This window comes from Serratia sp. FS14, from assembly GCF_000695995.1.
In the GTDB taxonomy this organism is placed as follows: domain Bacteria; phylum Pseudomonadota; class Gammaproteobacteria; order Enterobacterales; family Enterobacteriaceae; genus Serratia; species Serratia nematodiphila.
This window is the reverse complement of the sequence record NZ_CP005927.1, coordinates 1,221,603-1,243,233: the sequence shown is the minus strand read 5'-3', so window position 1 is coordinate 1,243,233 and position 21,631 is coordinate 1,221,603. Positions and strand designations below refer to the sequence as shown.

22 protein-coding genes are annotated in these 21,631 nt (G+C 60.5%); 4 read left to right on the top strand and 18 right to left on the bottom strand.

The annotated features are described in order from the left end of the window. Positions 1-99: 99 nt before the first annotated feature. From fre to pepE, 3 genes are all read right to left on the bottom strand, one after another. On the bottom strand, positions 100-801 hold the full coding sequence (gene fre / locus L085_RS05720) for an NAD(P)H-flavin reductase (protein WP_004934474.1): 702 nt from the start codon (positions 799-801) through the stop codon (positions 100-102). Between the two features lie 50 nt (positions 802-851). Then, positions 852-2,372: a 4-hydroxy-3-polyprenylbenzoate decarboxylase gene (gene ubiD / locus L085_RS05715; protein ID WP_015376309.1), complete on the bottom strand. Its 1,521-nt coding sequence runs from the start codon at positions 2,370-2,372 to the stop codon at positions 852-854. A gap of 62 nt (positions 2,373-2,434) precedes the next feature. After that, positions 2,435-3,160: a dipeptidase PepE gene (gene pepE / locus L085_RS05710; protein WP_033631520.1), complete on the bottom strand. Its 726-nt coding sequence runs from the start codon at positions 3,158-3,160 to the stop codon at positions 2,435-2,437. Positions 3,161-3,404: 244 nt separating this feature from the next. Between pepE and rfaH the strand changes: the two genes are divergently transcribed. Next, positions 3,405-3,893 carry a transcription/translation regulatory transformer protein RfaH gene (gene rfaH / locus L085_RS05705; protein ID WP_004934466.1) on the top strand — a complete coding sequence of 163 codons (489 nt, stop codon included), beginning with the start codon at positions 3,405-3,407 and terminating at the stop codon, positions 3,891-3,893. Between the two features lie 45 nt (positions 3,894-3,938). On the opposite strand, the gene hemB is transcribed toward rfaH, so the two are convergent. From hemB to udp, 12 genes are all read right to left on the bottom strand, one after another. Next, on the bottom strand, positions 3,939-4,961 hold the full coding sequence (hemB, locus tag L085_RS05700) for a porphobilinogen synthase (protein WP_004934463.1): 1,023 nt from the start codon (positions 4,959-4,961) through the stop codon (positions 3,939-3,941). 14 nt (positions 4,962-4,975) lie between these two features. After that, entirely contained in the window at positions 4,976-5,758 is a 783-nt protein-coding gene (tatD, locus tag L085_RS05695; protein ID WP_044031938.1) for a 3'-5' ssDNA/RNA exonuclease TatD, read from the bottom strand. Between the two features lie 53 nt (positions 5,759-5,811). After that, the gene (gene tatC / locus L085_RS05690; protein ID WP_004934456.1) at positions 5,812-6,582 is read right to left on the bottom strand and encodes a Sec-independent protein translocase subunit TatC; all 771 of its coding nucleotides are present in this window, start codon (positions 6,580-6,582) and stop codon (positions 5,812-5,814) included. 3 nt (positions 6,583-6,585) lie between these two features. Further along, positions 6,586-7,155, bottom strand: a complete 570-nt coding sequence (tatB, locus tag L085_RS05685; RefSeq protein ID WP_004934455.1) for a Sec-independent protein translocase protein TatB — start codon at positions 7,153-7,155, stop codon at positions 6,586-6,588. A 3-nt stretch (positions 7,156-7,158) separates the two neighbouring features. Next, positions 7,159-7,422: a Sec-independent protein translocase subunit TatA gene (gene tatA, locus L085_RS05680; RefSeq protein WP_004934452.1), complete on the bottom strand. Its 264-nt coding sequence runs from the start codon at positions 7,420-7,422 to the stop codon at positions 7,159-7,161. 80 nt (positions 7,423-7,502) lie between these two features. Then, entirely contained in the window at positions 7,503-9,134 is a 1,632-nt protein-coding gene (gene ubiB / locus L085_RS05675) for a ubiquinone biosynthesis regulatory protein kinase UbiB (RefSeq protein ID WP_004934451.1), read from the bottom strand. After that, complete coding sequence (locus L085_RS05670) at positions 9,131-9,739, bottom strand: SCP2 domain-containing protein (RefSeq protein ID WP_015376304.1); 609 nt, start codon at positions 9,737-9,739, stop codon at positions 9,131-9,133. Before L085_RS05670 ends, ubiB begins: the two co-directional genes overlap by 4 nt. A gap of 13 nt (positions 9,740-9,752) precedes the next feature. Next, complete coding sequence (gene ubiE / locus L085_RS05665) at positions 9,753-10,508, bottom strand: bifunctional demethylmenaquinone methyltransferase/2-methoxy-6-polyprenyl-1,4-benzoquinol methylase UbiE (protein ID WP_004934443.1); 756 nt, start codon at positions 10,506-10,508, stop codon at positions 9,753-9,755. Between the two features lie 78 nt (positions 10,509-10,586). Further along, complete coding sequence (rmuC, locus tag L085_RS05660) at positions 10,587-12,134, bottom strand: DNA recombination protein RmuC (RefSeq protein WP_015376303.1); 1,548 nt, start codon at positions 12,132-12,134, stop codon at positions 10,587-10,589. Positions 12,135-12,274: 140 nt separating this feature from the next. Then, complete coding sequence (locus L085_RS05655; RefSeq protein WP_004934438.1) at positions 12,275-12,805, bottom strand: DedA family protein; 531 nt, start codon at positions 12,803-12,805, stop codon at positions 12,275-12,277. A gap of 79 nt (positions 12,806-12,884) precedes the next feature. After that, entirely contained in the window at positions 12,885-13,667 is a 783-nt protein-coding gene (locus L085_RS05650; protein WP_044030286.1) for a tyrosine-protein phosphatase, read from the bottom strand. A gap of 129 nt (positions 13,668-13,796) precedes the next feature. Continuing rightward, positions 13,797-14,558: a uridine phosphorylase gene (udp, locus tag L085_RS05645; protein WP_004934432.1), complete on the bottom strand. Its 762-nt coding sequence runs from the start codon at positions 14,556-14,558 to the stop codon at positions 13,797-13,799. A gap of 493 nt (positions 14,559-15,051) precedes the next feature. On the opposite strand from udp, the gene L085_RS05640 reads away from it, so the two are divergent. Further along, on the top strand, positions 15,052-15,879 hold the full coding sequence (locus tag L085_RS05640) for a dienelactone hydrolase family protein (protein WP_015376301.1): 828 nt from the start codon (positions 15,052-15,054) through the stop codon (positions 15,877-15,879). A gap of 86 nt (positions 15,880-15,965) precedes the next feature. Here the strand turns inward: L085_RS05640 and metE are convergent, their stop codons facing one another. Further along, positions 15,966-18,254, bottom strand: coding sequence for a 5-methyltetrahydropteroyltriglutamate--homocysteine S-methyltransferase (metE, locus tag L085_RS05635; protein ID WP_071841600.1), 2,289 nt, complete (start codon positions 18,252-18,254; stop codon positions 15,966-15,968). A 90-nt stretch (positions 18,255-18,344) separates the two neighbouring features. Between metE and metR the strand changes: the two genes are divergently transcribed. Further along, positions 18,345-19,289, top strand: a complete 945-nt coding sequence (gene metR / locus L085_RS05630) for an HTH-type transcriptional regulator MetR (protein ID WP_044030284.1) — start codon at positions 18,345-18,347, stop codon at positions 19,287-19,289. Positions 19,290-19,305: 16 nt separating this feature from the next. On the opposite strand, the gene L085_RS05625 is transcribed toward metR, so the two are convergent. Continuing rightward, a complete protein-coding gene (locus L085_RS05625; RefSeq protein WP_044030283.1) occupies positions 19,306-20,166 on the bottom strand; it encodes a carboxylate/amino acid/amine transporter in 861 nt (286 codons plus the stop codon). A gap of 151 nt (positions 20,167-20,317) precedes the next feature. On the opposite strand from L085_RS05625, the gene L085_RS05620 reads away from it, so the two are divergent. Next, the gene (locus L085_RS05620; RefSeq protein ID WP_044030281.1) at positions 20,318-20,647 is read left to right on the top strand and encodes a hypothetical protein; all 330 of its coding nucleotides are present in this window, start codon (positions 20,318-20,320) and stop codon (positions 20,645-20,647) included. Here the strand turns inward: L085_RS05620 and L085_RS05615 are convergent. Then, a complete protein-coding gene (locus tag L085_RS05615) occupies positions 20,628-21,584 on the bottom strand; it encodes an AEC family transporter (RefSeq protein WP_044030280.1) in 957 nt (318 codons plus the stop codon). The two genes, L085_RS05620 and L085_RS05615, sit on opposite strands and share 20 nt — an antisense overlap. Positions 21,585-21,631 lie beyond the last annotated feature (47 nt).

The following is a 21,631-nucleotide window of genomic DNA, read 5'->3' as shown; positions in this document are numbered from 1 at the left end:
CCGCCTGTCAGGGGCGGGTTTTTTATGCCTGAAATTTGCCGACGCCCAAATAAAAACGGGGCGACCCTCGGCCACCCCGTTCACTGCGCATCGCCTCTGTCAGATAAACGAAAACGCGTCGCCAAACATATGCGCTTCCAGCGCGCCGCGCTCGGCGCAGAAACGCTCGCGGGCGATTTTCGCCATCTCGAAACGCCCGGCGATGTAAATGTCATGCTCCGCCAGCGTGCCGAAATCCTGCAGCACCGCGCTAAGCACGGTGCCGCTGCGGCCACGCCATTCAGCCTCCGGCTGCTCGACCACCGGGATCACCTTCAGATTCGGATGCTGCAACGACAGCGCTTCCAGCTCGCTCAAATCGTACAGGTGCTTCAGCTCACGCCCGCCCCAGTAGATTGAAATGTCGCGATCCGGCTGCTGCTCCAGCGCGGTCAACAGGATTGAACGCGCGTAAGAGAAACCGGTGCCGCCGGCGATCAGCACCAGCGGACGGCTGCCCTCTTCCCGTAGCCAGGCGTCGCCATGCGGCACGTCAACGGTGATCGCCTGCTCTTTCAGGATGCGATCCATCACCGCCATGGCGTACAGATTCAGCTCCGAAGCGCCGATATGCAGCTCGATGTAATCTTGCTGCGTCGGGGTTGATGCCAGTGAGAACGGGCGCTTGTCGCGCTCATCCATCACCACCATCAGATATTGCCCTGCCTTGAAAGAAAACGGCTGTTCGGGCACCAGACGTACCCGATAAACCGTATCGGTAATGGCCTCTACCGAGGTCACTTTACAGCTCAATATTGTCATGCGTTCCCTCTGTCGGGTCATCAATGCAAAGCTGAGAACAGGGCCTGACGCTATAACGTCGGTTCCCTGTCACTGAAGATTGCGAGCTCATCCCAGATTTCGTCGACGCGCGCACGTACCTTTTCATCCATCTGAATCGGACGGCCCCATTCGCGATCGGTTTCACCCGGCCATTTATTGGTGGCGTCCAGCCCCATCTTCGAACCCAGGCCGGAAACCGGCGAGGCGAAGTCCAGATAGTCGATCGGCGTATTCTCCACCAGAACAGTATCCCTTGCCGGATCCATTCGTGTGGTGATCGCCCAAATCACGTCGTTCCAGTCGCGCGCATTGACGTCATCGTCACAGACGATAACAAATTTGGTGTACATAAACTGCCGCAGGAACGACCAGACGCCCATCATCACGCGTTTCGCGTGGCCGGCGTACTGTTTTTTCATGGTCACTACCGCCAGGCGGTACGAGCACCCTTCCGGCGGCAGATAGAAATCGACGATTTCCGGGAACTGCTTTTGCAGGATCGGCACGAACACTTCATTCAGCGCCACGCCCAGGATCGCCGGCTCATCCGGCGGCCGGCCGGTGTAGGTCGAGTGGTAGATCGCGTTGCGGCGCTGGGTGATGTGGGTAACGGTGAACACCGGGAACTGGTCGATTTCATTGTAGTAACCGGTGTGGTCGCCGTAGGGGCCTTCCGGCGCCATTTCACCCGGCTCGATATAGCCTTCAAGCACGATTTCGGCGCTGGCGGGCACTTCCAGATCGTTGGAAAGGCACTTGACCACTTCGGTTTTATTGCCGCGCAGCAGCCCGGCAAAGGCATATTCAGACAGGGTATCCGGCACCGGCGTGACCGCACCGAGGATGGTAGCGGGATCGGCGCCCAGCGCCACCGCGACCGGGAAACGCTCGCCCGGGTGCGCCTGGCACCACTCCTGATAATCCAGCGCGCCACCGCGATGCGACAGCCAGCGCATGATCACTTTATTCTTGCCCAGCACCTGCTGGCGATAGATGCCGAGGTTTTGCCGTTCCTTATGCGGGCCGCGGGTCACCGTCAGCCCCCAGGTGATCAGCGGCGCAGCGTCTTCCGGCCAGCAGTGCATCACCGGAATACGGCTGAGATCGACATCGTCACCCTGCCATACCTGCTCCTGACAAGGCGCGGATCCCAGCACCTTGGTCGGCATGTTCAGCACCTGCTTGAACTTTGGCATTTTGTCGAACAGATCGCGGAAGCCTTTCGGCGGCTCCGGTTCTTTGAGGAACGCCAGCAGTTTGCCGACTTCGCGCAGCGCGCTGATGTCTTCCTGCCCCATGCCCATCGCCACGCGATTGGCGGTGCCGAACAGGTTACAGAGCACCGGCATGTCATACCCTTTCGGGTTTTCAAACAGCAGTGCCGGACCGCCCGCTCGCAGGGTGCGATCGGCAATCTCCGTCATTTCCAGGTAAGGATCGATCGGCTGGCTGATGCGTTTTAGTTCCCCTCTCTTCTCCAGCAACGAGAGGAAATCGCGTAAGTCACGGTATTTCATGCTGATCATTATAACGGCCAGTGGGGAGGGCATTATAAGCCCTCTTCACGGTTGTTGCTGCAATTTTGTTAACGCCGCCCGCCGCCGGGTGGCCCTCAGCCGCAGTTGAACGGCACCAGCGCAGCCAGCGCGCGCGTATCCTGATATTCACGCGTCTCCTCACCGTGGCGGAACACCTTGAAGCCCTGCCCGTTAGCGCTGAAGTAACGCAGCGCATTGCCTTCAACGTGCAGCAGGCTACCTTCACGCAGCGCCACCACCGATTCGCTTGGGTTGACCGCGCAGAACTCCGCCAGGCGCTCGTCACGGGTTTCGCCCATGTGGCCGCTGATATGCGCGTCGATGTAGTGCGGGTTGATCTGCACCGGGAACAGCCCCAGCGCCGGCAGCACCACGCTGCAGCGCACCGGCATGTCATTGGTGGTGCGAATGCTCGGTGTGGCCACGTTGCAACCGGCGCTCCAGCCGACGTAAGGCACTTCACGCTCGCGCACCGCGCGCTGGATGGGCACGATCAGGCCTTGTTCGTGCAGCATTTGGTTCAGCAACCAGGTATTGCCGCCGCTGACCAAAATGCACTCCGCCTGCGCGATCGCCGCCGCCGGCGAAGCGGCGTGGTGGATGCTGGTGACTTCGATGCCCAGCGTTTGCGCCAGTTCCTGCGCACGCTGGTCGTAGTCGTAACGGATCAGGGCGTAAGGGATAAAGACGGCGGATTTGATGCCGCGACGCGCAATCATCGCCAGCAGTTGGCTTTTGGCGTACCCCAGCAGCTCGGCTTCGCCAGACAGCTTGCCGTTGCTCAACAGAAACAGCTCCATTTCTTTCCCTCTCGGTCAAAACGATGAATAGCGTCACAGCCGGCGGCGCAGCGCCTGCCATACTGTGACGGTAACAAATTTTTAGCCCTCTGTTATACCAGCACCGTATCGATAAGTGTGTGACCCCTCGCTAATAGCCGCAGATTCATAGAGATAGGTGATGTTACACACTGAAACTTGCATCACTATGTATCCGGAATAGCTTTTGATATGCTTACCGGCTGGCAGAAAGGCATGTGAAATTATGGAATCCTGGTATCTACTTTATTGCAAACGCGGTCAGCTGTTGCGGGCGCAGGAACATCTGGAGCGGCAGCAGGTAAACTGCCTCAGCCCGATCATCACGCTGGAAAAGATCGTGCGTGGTAAGCGTATCGCGGTCAGCGAACCCCTGTTTCCCAACTATCTGTTTGTGGAGTTCGATCCGGAGCGCATTCACACCACCACCATCAGCGCCACCCGTGGCGTCAGCCACTTCGTGCGTTTCGGCGCGTTGCCGAGCGTCATCCCGAGCAAGGTGATCGATGAGCTGCGCACGCACGCCAGCGAAACCTATGTCGATCCGGAAACCCCACAGCCAGGGGATACCGTTCTGATCGTCGACGGCGTGTTCGAAGGGCTGCAGGCGATCTACACCGAACCGGACGGCGAGGCGCGTTCCATGTTGTTACTGAACCTGATCAACAAGCAGGTCAGTCAAAGCATCGACAACCGACAGTTCCAGAAGATGTAATGCAAAAGGCGCCCTCAGGCGCCTTTTTGTTGGCTCATTTTGCGCTTAGCGACGCATCGCATCGTCGTGCAGCCACTGCGCGACACGCTTGGCGAAGTAGGTCAGCACGCCGTCGGCGCCGGCGCGTTTGAAGCACATCAACGATTCCATCACCGCAGGTTGCTCCTGCAGCCAGCCGTTCTGAATCGCCGCCATATGCATGGCGTACTCGCCGGACACCTGATAAGCGAAGGTTGGCACACCGAAGGTATCCTTCACGCGGCGCACGACGTCGAGGTACGGCATGCCCGGTTTCACCATCACCATGTCCGCACCTTCCTGCAGATCCTGCGCAATCTCCTGCAGCGCTTCGTCGCTGTTGGCCGGATCCATCTGATAGGTCTTCTTGTTGCCGCCCTTCAGGTTGCCGCTGGAGCCCAACGCATCGCGGAACGGGCCGTAGTAGCAGGAAGCATACTTGGCGGAGTAGGCCATGATTTGGGTATTCACCAAGCCCTGCAATTCCAGACGATCGCGGATCGCCCCGATGCGGCCGTCCATCATGTCACTCGGCGCCACGATTTCCGCGCCCGCTTCGGCATGGGACAGCGCCTGACGCACCAGAATGTCTTTGGTCACGTCGTTAATCACATAACCCTGCTCATCGATCACCCCGTCCTGCCCATGCGTGGTGTAGGGATCGAGCGCCACGTCGGTCAGAATGCCCAGTTCAGGCACCGCGTCTTTCAGCGCGCGCACCGTGCGCTGTACCAACCCTTCCGGGTTATAGGCTTCTTCCGCATGCAGCGATTTCAGGCTCGGTTCGATCACCGGGAACAGGGAAATCACCGGCACGCCAAGTTTGGCGATGGTTTCCGCTTCCTTCACCAGCAGATCGATCGTCATGCGCGATACGCCCGGCATCGAGGCCACTTCTTCCTGGCGGTTGCTGCCTTCCATGACAAACACCGGATAAATCAGATCGTTGACCGTCAGTTGATTCTCGGCCACCAGGCGGCGGCTGAAGTCGTGACGGCGCACGCGGCGCATACGGCGACCAGGGAAGGTGCCCGGAAATGCATAGCTCATAGTTTTCTCCTAGCTCAAACCAGCCGGAATAGCCGGCGGGCGTTCTCATCGGTTTTTTGCCCCAGCCATTGCGGCTCTTCCTGTCGCCAGACGGCGACCTGCTGCACGATATGGGGCAGGAAACAGGGTTCGTTGCGGCGAGATGCGGGTTTAGGCTGTAAATCCCGGGGCAACAGATAAGGGGCGTCAGTTTCCAGCAGCAGACGCTCGGCCGGGATCTGCGGCAACAGGGTGCGCAATTCCAGGCCGCGCCGCTCGTCGCAGACCCAACCGGTAATCCCGATCGACAGACCCAGCGACAGGCAGCTTGTTAATTCTTCGGCGGTGCCGGTGAAGCAGTGCACCACGGCCGCGGGCAGTTTATCCAACCACGGCGTCAGTAGCTCGGCAAAACGTGCGTGTGCGTCGCGGCAATGAAGAAACACCGGCAGCGCCAACTCCGCCGCCAGCGCCAGCTGCGCGGTGAACGCCGCTTCCTGCTGTACGGGCGTCGAGAAGTTGCGATTAAAATCCAGGCCGCATTCGCCGATCGCCGCCACTTCAGGGCGTGCGGCTAACGCATAAATCTGCTCGGCAGTGTGTTCATCCCAACCGCTGGCGTAATGCGGATGCACACCGGCGGTAGACCAACCGTAGCCCGGATGTTGTTGCGCCAGTTCGGCGGCTTCGCGGCTCTCCGGCAGATCGGTGCCGGTAATCAACATCCCGGTCACCCCTGCGGTGCGGGCGCGCTCCACCACCGCCTGGCGGTCTTTGGCGAATTGGCTGCTGGTGAGATTAACGCCGATATCAAACATGATTTTTTCCAAAGCAAAAGCCGCCCAATGGGCGGCTTCGCAATTAAGATGGATCAGGGAGCTGGCGGTTCGTCACCCTCGTCTTCTTCTTCCGCCTGCGGACGACGTTTGCCGGTATAGAAGCGGGCGAAGAACACCCCCACTTCAAACAGCAGATACATCGGTATTGCCAACAGGGTTTGCGAGAACACGTCCGGCGGCGTCAACAGCATGCCGACCACAAACGCGCCAACCAACACATACGGCCGTTTCTTCTTCAGATCTTCCGGCGAGGTGACGCCACTCCAGCACAGCAGAATGATGGCGACCGGCACTTCGAAAGCGACGCCGAACGCCATAAACAGCGCCATGACGAAATCGAGGTAGTTTTTGATGTCGGTGGCAATGGTCACCCCCATCGGCGCGGTCTTGGCAAAGAAGCCGAAGGCCAGCGGGAACACGATGAAGTAGGCGAAAGCCATGCCGAGGTAGAACAGCAGGCTGCTGGACACCAGCAGCGGCATCATCAGGCGGCGTTCATGCTTGTACAGCGCCGGCGCGATGAATGCCCACACCTGATACAAAATCATCGGCGCGGAGACGAACACCGAGACGATCATGGTTAATTTGATCGGCGTAAAGAACGGTGACGCCACGTCGGTAGCGATCATGCTCGCCCCGGCCGGCAGCTGCTTGAGCAGCGGCGCAGAGACCAACTGGTAGATGTCGTTGGCGAAAAACACCAGCACCACGAACACCGCCAGCACGCAAATAATCGAGTTCAACAGCCGCTTGCGCAGCTCTATCAGATGACTGATAAGGGGTTGGGTATCTTCAACAGCCATGTATTAACGATCGCCACTAGGTTGGTGAGACGCTGGGGTTTTATCCGCAACAGGTTCGACAGGTGCCGGCGCGGTTTCCGCCGGCGCTTTAGCCGGTTGCGCCGCCACCGGCGGTGCTGGTGACACGGGCGCGACGGCTTCAGGTTCCGCTGCCGGTTTTGGCGCGGCGGCGGGCGCACTGGCGCGGGTTGCCGCTTCCGCCGGCGTCACGCCGTCGTGCAAGGCTTCCGGATCGGTGATCTGCGGGTTATGAATGGTGTTCGCCAGCTCTTCTTTCTCGCCCTGGTAGGTGCGTTTCAATGATTCCGCCGCGTCTTTCAGCTCATCCATCGACGCCTTCAGTTCCGGCGTCAGGTTCTGCAGGCCGGCCTGTTCCGCTTTTTTCAGGCTGTCCTGCAGCTCCTGCAGCTTCAGCTCCTGAGACAGTTCGTGCTGCACCGAGGCCGCCAGCGAGCGCAGCGCGCGGATCCAGCCCGATACCGTTCTGACCGCGACCGGCAAGCGTTCCGGCCCCAGAACAACCAGGCCGATCACCAGCACCAGCAGCAGCTCACTAAACCCAATGTCAAACACGGTTTATACCTGCTCTTTGTTCTTCGACTCTTCCGGTTTCACTTCCGGCTGCTTATCGGTAATAGGCTTGGCCGAGAAGTCAGCGTCATCCAGGCTGCTTTTCTCAGCCGTGTTGGGGGTCGACGGCGTATCGTCGCCGATCGCCTTCTTGAAGCCCTTGATCGAGGCGCCGAGATCGGAGCCCAGCGTGCGCAGTTTTTTGGTACCGAACAACAGCACCACGATCACTGCGATGATCAACAATTGCGTAATACTAATACCGCCCATTTTAATTACCTCTAATTTTAAAGGGTCTTTTAAAGCCAGCCCGCATTATAGAACCGACTTTACCAGAGTAACGAATTAAATCAGGTGGTTCGCTTCCAGCCAATCACCCAGCATACGATGCCGGCGGCCATCATCCAGGCGGGAAACACCTCGATTTGCCCCAGCAGCAACAGCGTGCCGCTTACCAACAGTGTAGCGCCAACGCCGAACAAATAACGTGACTGCCCCTGACGAACCCGCTGAGCCTGCATCTGGTTGGTCAGCTTATCAACGCTTTGTTGCAACAGTTTATGCTGCTGCAAGCTGTCGTAAAACAGCTCGGGCAGTTCCGGCAGCTTCTCCGCCCAGAACGGCGCTTTCTCTTTCAGCGCACGCACCACGGCGGGAATGCCGACCTGATCGCGCAGCCAGCTCTCGAGGAACGGCTTGGCGGTGGTCCACAGATCCAGCTGCGGATAGAGCTGACGCCCCAGTCCTTCAACATACAGCAAGGTCTTCTGCAATAACACCAGCTGGGGCTGCACTTCCATATTGAAGCGTCGCGCGGTGTTGAACAGGTTCAGCAGCACGTTGCCGAAGGAAATCTCCGCCAGCGGCTTCTCGAAAATCGGCTCGCACACGGTGCGGATGGCGAATTCGAAGTCTTCCACGTTGGTGTCGCGCGGCACCCACCCGGAGTCGACGTGCAGTTCCGCCACCTTGCGGTAATCGCGGTTGAAGAAGGCGATGAAGTTTTCCGCCAGGTAGCGTTTATCATCCTTGTTCAGCGAACCGACGATGCCGCAGTCGATGCCGATGTAGCAAGGATCTTCCGGATGTTCGTAGCTGACGAAAATATTACCGGGATGCATGTCCGCATGGAAGAAGCTGTCGCGGAAGACCTGGGTAAAGAACACCTGGACGCCGCGTTCCGCCAACAGTTTCATGTTGGTGCCCTGCTGTTCCAGCGTGGCGATGTCCGAGACCGGAATGCCGTAAATGCGCTCCATCACCAATACGCTTTCGCGGCAGTAGTCGGAATAAACTTCCGGTACGTACAGCATTGGGCTGCCGTCGAAATTGCGGCGCAGCTGAATGGCGTTAGCCGCTTCGCGCAGCAGGTTCAATTCGTCCAGTAGAGTTTTCTCATACTCGCGTACCACTTCGCGCGGGCGCAGACGGCGGCCGTCCGGCAACAGCTTCGGCACCCAGCCTGCCAACCGGTACATCAGACGCACGTCGGCCTTGATGATCGGCCCGATATCCGGCCGGATCACCTTCAGCACCACTTCCTGGCCGGTGGTTTTCAACCGCGCGGTATGCACCTGCGCGATCGAGGCAGAGGCCAGCGGCTGCTGATCGAAGTCATCGAACCAGGTCTCCAGCGGGCCGCCCATCGCCAGCTCGATATGCTTACGCGCCAACGCGCCATCGAAAGGCGCCACCCGATCCTGCAGCAGCGTCAGCTGATCGGCAATGTGCGGCGGAAACAGATCGCGACGGGTCGACATCATTTGGCCGAACTTGATCCAGACCGGCCCCAGTTCCTGCAGCGCCAGCCGCAGACGTTCACCCAGCGGTTTGTCCTTGTGCCGATTCGGCATCCAGAACAGCAGCCGGCGGCCAAAGCGCAGCGGCAGCGTCAACCGCATTTTAGGGATCAGCTCGTCCAGCCCGTAGCTGAGAAAAACGCGGACGATAAAATACAAACGGCGCAGTTCGCCTGGGGTCATCGCTTGCCCTCCAACTTGTCCATGCGGGCAATCAGCGCTTCCGCGCTGCGGGCGAGTGCGTCAACTTCTTCGTTGAACCACACCACTTCCAGCGGCCCCGGCGCCAGGCGCCACTCTTCTGTCAACGCCTCAGCCATGTCTTGCTGCCGGCGCATAAAGCCGGCTTTCAGCAGCGAGGCGCCTTTTCCCAGCGCCTGTGTAATGCCTTGGGCGGCGATATCGCCGATGTAGGGCGCCAGCCACTCCGCCGGATCCCACTCCGCCAGATCGAGCAGGCCAACCAGCTGTTGCACCACCTGAATATCGCCTTCCACCGTCAATTCGCCGCTGCGCATCAGCACCGGCAACTGCTGGCGATCGCGCAGCTTCAGCAAGGAGGGAATGCGGCTACGCACGGTGCAATCGGCGCTGTCTTCAGACTGCCCCAGCACATCCACGCGCAGTTCGCTGAACACCAGCACCAGCGGCGAAGCCAACTCTTCCAGTTCGATGCGCAGCACCTTGCCCGCCAGGCGTTGGCGGGCGGCTTTCATGCTGCGATCGCGAAACAGCAGGTTATTCAGCGAGGTTTCCAGCGCACCGGTCAGCAGAGGGGTAAACAGCATCGGCATCTCCCTCTCAGAACTTGAAGCCGCGATGCAGGGCGACAATACCACCGGTCAGGTTGAAATAGGTGACGTTTTCAAAACCGGCGTTGCCCATCATGCCCTTCAGGGTTTCCTGATCGGGGTGCATGCGGATCGATTCCGCCAGGTAGCGGTAGCTGTCCGGATCTTTCACCACCAGCTCGCCGATCTTCGGCAGCACGTGGAAAGAGTAGGCGTCATAGGCTTTGCTCAGCGGCGCCAGCAGCGGCTTGGAGAATTCCAGCACCAGCAGACGGCCGCCCGGCTTCAGCACGCGGAACATCGAGCGCAGCGCTTTGTCTTTGTCAGTGACGTTACGCAGGCCAAAGGAGATGGTGATGCAATCGAAGTAATTGTCCGGGAACGGCAGCGCTTCGGCGTTGGCCTGCACGTAATTGATGTTGCCGACGATGCCGCGATCGCGCAGCTTCTCGCGCCCCATCTTGAGCATCGAATCGTTGATGTCCGCCAGCACCACCTGCCCCTGCTCGCCCACCATGCGGGAGAACTTGGCGGCCAGGTCGCCGGTACCGCCGGCCAGATCCAGCACGCGCTGCCCGCGGCGCACGCCGCTGCAGTCAATGGTGAAACGCTTCCAGATACGGTGAATACCGAACGACATCAGGTCGTTCATCACGTCATACTTTGCCGCTACCGAATGGAAAACGTCCGCCACCATGGCCTGTTTTTCGTCTCTAGCGACGGTGCGAAAACCGAAATCGGTGGTTTCCTGCGATTGATCTGCCATTGTCCTGCCTGCTATTCAGTCAATTTTGTGTGGATGAGTGTACCAGAAGCCCGGTGAATACCCCACCTCGCCACGGCCTCAGCCGTGCGAAACGAAGCCCGGTTCCCCGGCGGTATCGTCATCGTCGTTCGTCTGCGGCAGCGCGGCGACATCATCGTCGTTCGCCTCTTCCGCTTCATCGTGTTGCGCGCCGGCTTGCTGCGCCAGCAGCGGGTTTATCGGCCGTTTGACCTCAACCCCCAACGCGCGGAAACCTTCAATTTGGCCGATAAGATTACCACGGCCTTCGCTCAGTTTGTTCATCGCCTGACGATAACTGCCCTGCGCCTTGTCCAGGCTCTGCCCCAGCGCGGACATATCGTCCACGAACAGCCGCATCTTGTCATACAGTTTCGCCGCGCGATCGGCGATGCGCTGGGCGTTCTGGCTCTGATGCTCATAGCGCCACAGGTTGGTGATGGTACGCAGCGCCACCAGCAACGTGGTCGGGCTGACCAGCATGATGTTGTGCTTAAGCGCTTCGCTGATCAGCTCCGGCTCGCGATCGATAGCCAGCAGGAAGGCGGGCTCGACCGGAATGAACATCAGCACATAATCCAGCGAACGCAGCCCCGGCAGCTGCTGATAGTCCTTGCGGCCCAGCATGCGGATATGGCCGCGCAGCGAGGCGATATGTTCGCTCAGCGCCGCTTCGCGCTCCGCCTCATCCTCGCCGTTGAAATAGCGCTCGTAGGCGATCAGCGACATCTTGGCGTCAATCACTACATCCTTACCCTGCGGCAGGCGCACGATCACATCGGGCTGCATGCGGCTCTGATGATCCACCCGCACGTTGACCTGCGTTTCATACTCATGTCCTTCGCGCAGGCCGGAAGCCTCCAGCACCCGGCTCAGCACCACCTCGCCCCAGTTGCCCTGCGTTTTGTTGTCGCCTTTCAGCGCCTTGGTGAGGTTGATCGCCTCGCGCGCCATCTGCGCGTTCAACTGCTGCAGATTGCGTATCTCGTGCGTCAGCGTATGGCGCTCACGCGCCTCCTGGCCAAAGCTGTCCTGCACCTGCCGGCGGAAACCGTCCAGCTGTTCGCGCAGCGGCAACAGTAAACGATCCAAACTTTGCTTATTTTGCTCGTCCACCTTGCGGCCGCTGTGTTCAAAAATGCGGTTGGCGAGATTTTCAAACTGGGTGGTGAGCCGCTGTTCGCTGTTGATAAGCAGGCGCTGCTTCTCCTCCGCTGCCATACGCGTCTCTTCCAGACGGATGGTGACTTCGCGCAGTTCGGCTTCCTGCGCGCTGTTAACCTCGCGCTGGGCGCGCAGCTCCTGATTGAGCAGTTCGCATTCGTTGCGCCAATGGTTGAGCTGTTGCAGCTTCTCATGTCCGGCCGCCAGTTGGCTGTGCAGATTGCGCAGCTCCAGCTCGCTCTGGCGCGACTGCTGCTCGTGGCGCTGCAGCGTTTCCTGCCGCGCCGCCGTTTCCTGCTGCGCCTGCTGCAACGCTTGCTCCAGCAACCGCAGCTCGGTTTCATGTTGCGCATGCGTCTGCTGCACCCGCAGACTGGCGATCAGCCACCCCAACAGCATGCCGATCGCTACGCCGCCAATCCCATAAATCAGACTGGTATCCACCCTGCCTCCTGTTGCACCTTGCCGTTGCGGCGTTTTGCACGCCCATTGCCCGTCACGTTAAGGGGAGGCTGTATGGATGTCCAGCCTGATTTTGCCGGCCGCGCACAATATTGCGCGGCGCTGCGCAATTTAGCGAGAAATCAACCCAGCCACTGGCTGAGCCACTTGATGCCGAACGCCCCCGGCGCCAGAATGCCGAACGCCCAGATCATCGCCGACGTGACGTTGGCCAGTTGGAAATAGCGCTGCGGCATGCCGCAAATGCCGCCCACCAACGGCACCACGGCGCGCAGCGGGCCGAAGAAGCGGCCGATGAAAATGCCCAGCACGCCCCAGCGTTCAAAGAAGGCGTGGCCGCGCGCCAGCAGCTGCGGATTGCGCGACAGCGGCCACATATGGGCCACGCGATCCTGATAGTGATAGCCGATCCAGTAAGAGAGCCAGTCGCCGAAAAACGCCCCGGCGGCGGCGGCGGCCCAAATCGGCCAAAAGGCGATGCCGCTTTCGCCGATCAGCGCGCCCAGCGCCAGCAGGATCACCGTGGCCGGCAGCAGCAGCGACAAAAACGCCAGCGACTCGCCGAACGCCAGGAAGAAGATGATGGGAATGGCCCAGCCTTCGTGCTGACGCACGACGTCGCTGACCCAGTTGATAACGTCATTGAGGCTCAATACGGGGCTCCTGATACGCGATGGTTCGCCGCCTAGGATAAGCCGGGGCGAGTTAAACCCCGGTTAAACACGCAGCGATTTACTCGAGGTAGAACGCCTGCAGCGCTTCGCGCTGGGCCGCGCCCAGACCGTATTCCGCTTCCAGCCAGCGGTCGGTGGAGCCGTATTGCTGACGGATGCAGCCCAGCGCCGTCATCAGGAACTCCTCGCGCGCGCTGAGCACGTAGGCGAATTGCTCCAGCGCCGCCACATTCAGCTTGATAGAGAGCTGATCCAGCATCTGCTCGCGGAAAGTGGCCAGCGTGGTTTCAGTCAGCAGATAGTCTTCCAGCACCGTCGCTTCGTCGGCCCCCAGCGCGAACAGCACCAGTGCCGAACCGACCCCGGTGCGATCCTTGCCGACTGCGCAGTGCTGCACGATCGCGCCGCCGCCGGGGTTGCTCAGCAGCTGCGCCAACCGCTGATAGGCCACATTGCCGAACGGCAGGCGGCGATACAGTTCCAGCATGAACGCGCGGGCGTCGAAAGCGGCCAGCGTTTCGTTGGTGAGCTTCTCCAGGTTGGCGTTGACTTCGCTGCTCAGCGGGTTGGCCGGCACGTGATGATAGTCGGCGCCATTCCACAGAATATCCGGTTTGGCCTGCACTTCGTCGGCATCGCGGTAGTCCAGCACCGAACGCACCGGCACGCCGGCGAGAAAGGCGCAGTCGTTTTCCGTCAGCCGCTCGAGGGAACCGGAACGAAACAGCAGGCCGCGCTTGATGCGGCGCCCGTCGGCCACGCCGTTGCCGCCGAAGTCACGGAAATTAATGCCGCCGTCGAGCGGCGCAAGCGAAGGATGAAGCAGGATCTGGGCGGTCATAAACGTCCTCGTTGTTTTTGTTATGACAACGCGCGGCGGCCATCGGCGCAGCGCTGAGGAGTATCACCGTAACAGATTAGTCGCGAATGGAAAAACGGGCCGCGGCGGCGGCCCGTTCAGGGGAGGCGATTACAGCAGACGGCGGGCGGCATCCACCACGATCTGCACCGCTTTGCTTTCGGTGTTTTTCATGGTCTCGGCGTTCGGGATCTCTTGCTGGGTGCGGTTAACGATCACCCCAGCCACCATGCCGGCACGCAGGCCCTGGCTGGCGCACATGGTCAGCAGCGTGGCGGACTCCATTTCATAGTTCATCACGCCCATCGCCTGCCACTCTTCCATCGAGCCTTTAAAACGGCTGACCACGCGGCCGGAGTAGGTGTCGTAACGTTCCTGGCCCGGGTAGAAGGTATCGGAAGAGGCGGTTACGCCAATGTGGGTGGTCGCGCCGCTGGCTTTGGCCGCTTCCACCAGCGCGGTGGTGCAGGCGAAGTCCGCAACCGCCGGGAACTCCATCGGCGCAAAGTGCAGGCTGGCGCCGTCGAGGCGTACCGCCGCCGTAGTCACCAGCACGTCACCGACGTTGATATTGGCCTGAATGGCGCCGGTGGTGCCGATGCGCAGGAAAGTGCGAATACCCAGCTGCGCCAGCTCTTCCACCGCGATAGAGGTAGAGGGGCCGCCAATACCGGTGGAGCAGACGATCACCGCCTTGCCGTCCAGCTCTGCGCGCCAGGTGGTGAATTCACGGTGGGAGGCCAGATGCACCGGATTTTCCATCAGCTTGGCAATCTTCTCTACGCGCTGCGGATCGCCCGGCACGATGGCAAGCTGGGCCCCTTGTAAATCGTTCTTGGTGAGGCCGAGATGAAAAACGTCAGACTGAGACATACGAGACTCCTCATGGATCATGTTTATTGGGAGGAACAAAAAAGCACTCTACTGAAAATCGCCGCTTAATTTCGTGACGACAGTCACTATGAAAAGAGAAACAAATTACATGCTACATATTTTTTGTGATTTTTATCACAAAAAATCACTATCACTATAAGGCATCCAGAATGCACCGCTAAACCTCAGTCTAGCCGACAAACCTTGCAGCTCCCTGCCCGTTGGTTGCCGACTGAAACTATTTAGCTCATCAATCCGAAATAACTCCATCTTATCGGTTGCTTAGGGGCAAAAAAGCCCTCTAACGCACCTTATGGCACTTACGCGGGCCAAAACGCGTAATAACATGATAAAAAGCGCTTAAAAATGCCGCAAAGCCAGATAATTAGCCGTTTTTTATCGACTTGTCCGAAAGTGCGCCACGCAGCGCCAATAATGGGTAATCTTTCCTATAGTTAATCTCAGCGCTTTTTTCTATTGCACGGAGACCGCAATGAAAACCGAACATGTGATGACATTAGAACAGGCTCAGGGGGGATTCGCCCCGGCCGCCGCGCCGTTGGCCGCCTCCGCGATTATCACCGACGAACAGGGCATTCATGCCGGGCAAACGACCATCCCTTCTCAGGGCGACGCGCTGCCGGCCTACGTCGCCAAACCCGCCGACCATAACGGCCCCTTTCCCATCGTGCTGGTGGTGCAGGAAATCTTCGGCGTCCATGAGCACATTCAGGATCTTTGCCGTCGCCTGGCCAAGCAGGGCTATCTGGCGATCGCGCCTGAGCTCTATTTCCGCCAGGGCGATGCCAACGACTACAGCGATATCGGCGAGCTGTTCCAGCAGTTGGTGACCAGGGTGCCGGATCGTCAGGTGCTGTCGGATCTGGATCACGCCGCGCACTGGGCTATCCGCCACGGCGGCGACGCCGGCAAGCTGGCGATCACCGGCTTCTGCTGGGGCGGCCGCATTACCTGGCTGTACGCGGCGCACAACCCGCAGTTGAAGGCCGCCGTCGCTTGGTACGGCAAACTGGTCGGTGAGAAAACGCTGAATTCACCGAAGCATCCGGTCGATGTCGCCACCCACCTGTCGGCGCCGGTACTGGGGCTGTATGGCGGGCAGGACAGCGGCATTCCGCTGGAGACGGTGGAAACCATGCGCCAGGCGATACGCGCCGCCAACGCCGAGGCCGAAATCGTGGTGTACCCCGAGGTCGGGCATGCGTTCAACGCCGATTATCGTCCCAGCTACAACGCCGAAGCGGCGCAAGACGGCTGGCAACGCATGCTGGCGTGGTTCGCCCAGCACGGCGTCAAGTAACCTCCCCCGCATAAAAAAGGGCGCCGAAGCGCCCAATCATCACACCAGTCAATCTGTAAGCGGCGGAGCTCATCCGCCGCACGCCATCACGCCTGCTCGCGCAGGCGCTGCGCCGCCAATACCATGTTGGCCAGCGACTGCCGGGTTTCCGGCCAGCCGCGGGTTTTCAGGCCGCAGTCCGGGTTAACCCACAGGCGTTCCGCCGGGATGTTCTGCGCCGCTTTACGCAGCAGCGCTTCGATCCATTCCACGCTCGGCACGTTCGGCGAGTGGATATCGTAGACGCCCGGCCCGATTTCGTTCGGGTATTCGAACTCTTTGAAGGCTTCCAGCAGATCCATATCGGAACGCGAGGTCTCGATGGTGATCACGTCGGCGTCCAGCGCGGCGATGGAGTCCATGATGTCGTTGAACTCGCAGTAACACATGTGGGTGTGGATCTGGGTGTCATCCTGCGCCACGGCGGCGTTCAGTTTGAAGGCGTCCACCGCCCAGTTCAGGTAGGCGGCCCAGTCGGATTGGCGCAGCGGCAGCCCCTCGCGCAGGGCGGGTTCGTCGATCTGAATGATGCCGATACCGGCTTTTTCCAGATCTTCCACCTCGTCGCGCAGCGCCAGCGCAATCTGCTTGGCAATCACTTCACGGGTCACGTCTTCACGCGGGAACGACCAGCACAGGATGGTCACCGGCCCGGTCAACATGCCTTTCACCGGCTTGTCGGTCAACGACTGGGCGAATTTGGCCCATTCGACGGTAATGGCTTCCGGGCGGCTGACGTCACCGATGATCACCGGCGGCTTCACGCAGCGGGAACCGTAGCTCTGCACCCAACCATTCTGGGTAAACACGAAGCCGTCGAGGTTCTCGCCGAAATATTCCACCATGTCGTTGCGCTCGGCTTCACCGTGCACCAATACGTCCAGCCCGAGGCGCTCCTGCTCGACGATCGCCTGTTTGATGTGCTCACCGATGCTGGTGCGGTAGTTGCTGCCGTCCAAACGGCCCTGTTTGAAGTCCAGACGCAGGCCGCGGATTTCGGTGGTCTGCGGGAACGAACCGATGGTCGTCGTCGGCCAGGCCGGCAGGTTGAAACGTTCGCGCTGCGCCCTGGCGCGCTCGGCGTACGCGCTGCGGCGTTCGCAGTCCTGCGCGGTGATCGCGGCCAGGCGGCGCTCAACCTGTGGGTTATGCACGCGGTTCGATTGGCGACGGGCGCGGATCGGCGCGCTGTAGGCGTCCAGTTCGGCTTGCTTCGCCGCGTCAGGCGCGTTCAGCGCCGAGCTCAACAGCGCCAGCTCGGCGCATTTTTGCAGGGCGAAGGCGAACCAGCTTTTCACTTCTTCGTCCAGACGGCTTTCCACGCTCAGATCGATCGGGCTGTGCAGCAGTGAACAGGAGGTGCCGATCCATAGCGGGCGCTGTCCCACCAGCGGCTGCAGACGTTCGAACCAGCGGCTCAGATCGGCGCGCCAAACGTTGCGGCCGTTGATCACGCCCAGCGACAGCAGCCAGTCTTGCGGCAATGCGGCGCTCAGCGCGGCGATATCGTCATGGCCGGCGACCAGATCGACGTGCAGCCCCTGCACCGGCAGCGTGCGAATGGTGTCGAGGTTGTGGCCGACGCTGTCGAAGTAGGTGGTCAACAGCAACTTAACCGGCCCCTGCAACGCGTCATACGCCGGTTTGAAGGCGTCCAGCCAGGCTTGCGGCAGCTCCAGCACCAGCGCAGGTTCGTCGATTTGCACCCACTCGACGCCGCGCTTCGCCAGCTCCGCCAGCACCTGCTGGTAAACCGGTAGAATGTCTTTCAGCAGCGACAGGCGGTCGAACGGCTCGCCCTTCACTTTACCCAGCCACAGATAGGTCACCGGGCCCAGCAGCACCGGCTTGATGTGATGCCCCAGCGCCAGCGCTTCGTCCACTTCGTCCAGCAGCTGGGTCCAGCCCAGCTTGAACTGCTGGCCTTGCTGGAATTCGGGCACCATGTAGTGATAGTTGGTGTTAAACCATTTGGTCATTTCCGCCGCGGCCGCCGGCTCGCCGGTCGGTGCGCGGCCACGGCCGATGCGGAACAGCGTGTCCAGATCAATAGAGCCATCCGCATTCTGATGGCGCGCCGGCACGTTGCCCAGCAGCAGGCTGGTGGTCAACACATGATCGTACCAGGCGAAATCGCCGACCGGCACCAAATCCACCCCGGCCTGCCGTTGCTGCTGCCAATGACGAGCGCGCAGCTCGCGGCCAACCGCCAACAGCTCTTCCTGCGTTGAGTTGCCGGCCCAGTAGCTTTCCTGAGCTTTTTTCAGCTCACGTCGTAGCCCAACGCGAGGAAAACCCAGTGTGTGATTCAAAATTGCCATCGTCATATTCCCCATTTAGCCGTCCAGATGTTTACACATCCATAATCAGCAGGTACTGTATTAACCACAAGCGCAATTTATTCACTGTCAATGTGAAGGACTCTCATGATCGAACTGAAACATTTACGGACGCTGCAGGCTCTGCGCAACAGCGGTTCGTTGGCGGGGGCGGCGGCCCAACTTCATCAGACGCAGTCTGCCCTGTCGCACCAGTTCAGCGATCTTGAGCAACGTCTGGGCTTCAAGCTGTTCGTGCGCAAGAGCCAGCCGCTGCGCTTCACCGCCCAGGGCGAAATCCTGCTGCAGCTGGCGGAACAGGTGCTGCCGCAGATCCAGCAGGCGCTGCAGGCCTGCCACGAGCCGCATCAAACCACGCTGCGCATCGCCATCGAATGCCACAGCTGCATTCAGTGGCTGACGCCGGCGCTGGACAACTTCCGCCAGCGTTTCCCGCAGGTGGTGATGGACTTCACCTCCGGCGTCACTTTCGACCCGCAGCCGGCCCTGCAACAGGGCGAGCTGGATCTGGTGATGACGTCGGATATCCTGCCGCGCAGCGGCCTGCACTATTCGCCGATGTTCGATTTTGAGGTGCGTCTGGTGCTGGCGCCGGATCATCCGCTCGCCGGCAAGCCGCACATCGAGCCGGCAGACTTGAGCGATGAAACGCTGTTGATTTACCCGGTGCAGCGCCAGCGGCTGGATATCTGGCGGCATTTCCTGCAGCCGGCGGGCGTCAACCCGGCGTTGAAGAACGTCGATAACACGCTGCTGCTGATCCAGATGGTCTCGGCGCGGATGGGGATTGCGGCGCTGCCGCATTGGGTGGTGGAAAGTTTCGAACGGCAGGGGCTGGTGGTGACCAAAACCCTGGGTGACGGCCTGTGGAGCCGCCTGTACGCCGCCGTGCGCGACGGCGAACAGCGCCAGGCGGTGACCGAAGCCTTTATCCGCTCGGCCCGCCAGCACGCCTGCGATCATCTGCCGTTCGTGCGCGACGCGGCACGCCCCGGCGCGACCGGCGCCAAAGCGTTGGCGGCCGGCGTATAAACTGTCGCCCTCCCGTTTAGCCGAGCTGTTTCGGCGCCACCCAGCGGCGGTGCACCCACAGCGAAGCGACGATCACCGCCCCGCCGATGATAAAGCTCGGCCAGTGCGGCTGTTGCTGCCAGATGGCAAGGTTGACCAACAAGCCGGCCGGCACATGCATGTTGTTCATGATGCCGAGCGTGCCGGCATCCACCTGCGTCGCGCCGTAGTTCCACATGAAATAGCCCAGCCCCGACGCCACCACGCCCAGCCAGATCAGCACGCCCCACTGCAGATTGGTCGTCGGCAGCTGCTGCGGATTGCCCCACAGGAACCAGGCCACCACCGCCACCACCGCCGCCCCCAGGTAGAACCAGGAAAAGGCGGTGTGCTGCGGCAAGGGGTGCACTTCCATCAGGCGCTTATAGCCGACCATGCCGATGGCGAAGCTGATGTTCGCCGCCTGCACCAACAGCAGCCCCCACCAGAAGTGTTCGCTCAGTTGGTGATAGCGAATGATCGCCGCGCCCAGCACCGCCAGCAGCGCGCTGAGCACATAGCCCCAGCGTAAACGTCGGCCGCTCAGTAAGTCGTAGATCAGCGTGATGTACAGCGGCGTCAACACGGTGAACAGCAGGAATTCGGGTACCGTCAGGTAGAGATAGGCGCGGAAGCTGAACAGATACATGATGCCCAGCTGGAAGGCGCCCACCAGCATATACAGCAGGATCACCCTAGGCTTGATATTGCGCCAACGCAGGAACGGCAGGAACACCAGCGCCGCCAGCCCGATGCGCACCAGCGCCGAAAACCCGCTGTCGACCTGGCCCGCCAAATATTCGCCGATCAGGCTGAAAGAAAACGCCCACAGAATGGTGGTTATAACCAAAAGCAGCACGATGGGTTCACCCTAAAAAGACCGAAAGGGCGATTGTAACGGAAGATGGACGCATAAGTGGATGAAAGGCGGTTTACATCTGAACAAAAGACAAACTACCAGCAAAATTTCACCGCTGGGTTAGGCTTAATAAAAAAGCGAGGTAACCATCATGAAAACGTCTCACATCCTGTTCGCTCTGCTGTTGCTGCCCGGCCTGGCTGCAGCGGCCAACGGCGTAACCGATCTGCGTTCACAGCAGCAGCTTCTCAACCAAAACAGCCAACAGGCGCAGCAACAGCGCTTGTTGAACAACCGGCAGATGGATCAACGCCGCCTGCAACAACAGCGCCAGTTCGACAATCAACGGCAACAGCTGTTGCAAACCGCGCCGAACGGCGGCCAGTTGCTGCCTAACGGCAACCAGCCGCGCGATCCGTTCAACCGTACCGCGCCGGCGGTGCCGCAGGCACCGCTGCCGGCTACGCCCGCACGCCCATAACGGTGAGGATCAGCGGCGTGGTGATCGCCGCCAGCACGGTGGACATCACCAGGCTGGTGGCGGCCGGGCCGGTGAGCGTATTGAACTGGCGCGACATCAGGTAGACATTCACACCCACCGCCATTGAGCCCAGCAGCACCACCACGCGGGTCTCCATCGGCGGCAGATCCATCATCCAGGCCAGCAGCCAAATCACCAACGGCTGCACCAGCAACTTCAGCACGCAGATGGCGCTGCTCAGTTGCCAGCCTTCGCTGATGCGGTACTCGGCGAGCCCCATGCCAAGCACCACCAGCGACAGCGGCGCCGCCACCTGGCCGAGCATGCTGACCGGCCGATCGACGAAGTCCGGCAGCGGCAGGCCGGTCAGGCTAAACAGCGTGCCGGACAAAATGCCGACGATCAGCGGGTTGGTCAGCACGCTGCGCGCGGTTTTAGCAAAGCCCCCCAGCGTCGGCGAGCCGTTGCGCGCCCATTCGATCGACACCGTGACCAGCGTCCACAGGATCAGGCCGTTGAACACCAGCACCAGCGCCACCGACGGGATCGCCGCCTCCCCCAGCATCACGCTGGCGATCGGTAAACCGAGCATCACGTTATTGGAGAAAATACCGCCCAGCGCAAACACCGACCCGGCGACGCCATCCAGCCGGAAAAGGTGCCGGGCAACCATGCGGCCGAGCACGAACACGATCAGGCAACTGCCGAAGAACGCGATCAACAGCCGGGCATCGACCGCCGGGCGCTGCGAGAAGTCGCACATCATGCGAAACAGCATGGCGGGCAAGGCGAGGGAAAACACAAAGCGCGTCAGGCCATCGGTGATGCTGGTGGGCCATTTCCCCCAGCGAATCAGCCCATAACCCAACGCGATCAGGACGAACAGCGGTAATGACAGCACCATCTGGTGCCACAGTGACAGGATAAAGCCAGGCATCGCATTCCTTCCGGTGGTGCGGCGGCAAGGCTTGTCGTCGCAGGATT

Excerpts from the sequence above, each read along its gene's own strand:
- fre (WP_004934474.1), bottom strand. The coding sequence starts at position 801 with ATGACAATATTGAGCTGTAAAGTGACCTCGGTAGAGGCCATTACCGAT.
- ubiD (WP_015376309.1), bottom strand. The coding sequence starts at position 2,372 with ATGCCCTCCCCACTGGCCGTTATAATGATCAGCATGAAATACCGTGAC.
- pepE (WP_033631520.1), bottom strand. The coding sequence starts at position 3,160 with ATGGAGCTGTTTCTGTTGAGCAACGGCAAGCTGTCTGGCGAAGCCGAG.
- rfaH (WP_004934466.1), top strand. The coding sequence starts at position 3,405 with ATGGAATCCTGGTATCTACTTTATTGCAAACGCGGTCAGCTGTTGCGG.
- hemB (WP_004934463.1), bottom strand. The coding sequence starts at position 4,961 with ATGAGCTATGCATTTCCGGGCACCTTCCCTGGTCGCCGTATGCGCCGC.
- tatD (WP_044031938.1), bottom strand. The coding sequence starts at position 5,758 with ATGTTTGATATCGGCGTTAATCTCACCAGCAGCCAATTCGCCAAAGAC.
- tatC (WP_004934456.1), bottom strand. The coding sequence starts at position 6,582 with ATGGCTGTTGAAGATACCCAACCCCTTATCAGTCATCTGATAGAGCTG.
- tatA (WP_004934452.1), bottom strand. The coding sequence starts at position 7,422 with ATGGGCGGTATTAGTATTACGCAATTGTTGATCATCGCAGTGATCGTG.
- ubiB (WP_004934451.1), bottom strand. The coding sequence starts at position 9,134 with ATGACCCCAGGCGAACTGCGCCGTTTGTATTTTATCGTCCGCGTTTTT.
- L085_RS05670 (WP_015376304.1), bottom strand. The coding sequence starts at position 9,739 with ATGCTGTTTACCCCTCTGCTGACCGGTGCGCTGGAAACCTCGCTGAAT.
- ubiE (WP_004934443.1), bottom strand. The coding sequence starts at position 10,508 with ATGGCAGATCAATCGCAGGAAACCACCGATTTCGGTTTTCGCACCGTC.
- L085_RS05650 (WP_044030286.1), bottom strand. The coding sequence starts at position 13,667 with ATGACCGCCCAGATCCTGCTTCATCCTTCGCTTGCGCCGCTCGACGGC.
- udp (WP_004934432.1), bottom strand. The coding sequence starts at position 14,558 with ATGTCTCAGTCTGACGTTTTTCATCTCGGCCTCACCAAGAACGATTTA.
- L085_RS05640 (WP_015376301.1), top strand. The coding sequence starts at position 15,052 with ATGAAAACCGAACATGTGATGACATTAGAACAGGCTCAGGGGGGATTC.
- metE (WP_071841600.1), bottom strand. The coding sequence starts at position 18,254 with ATGGGGAATATGACGATGGCAATTTTGAATCACACACTGGGTTTTCCT.
- metR (WP_044030284.1), top strand. The coding sequence starts at position 18,345 with ATGATCGAACTGAAACATTTACGGACGCTGCAGGCTCTGCGCAACAGC.
- L085_RS05620 (WP_044030281.1), top strand. The coding sequence starts at position 20,318 with ATGAAAACGTCTCACATCCTGTTCGCTCTGCTGTTGCTGCCCGGCCTG.
- L085_RS05615 (WP_044030280.1), bottom strand. The coding sequence starts at position 21,584 with ATGCCTGGCTTTATCCTGTCACTGTGGCACCAGATGGTGCTGTCATTA.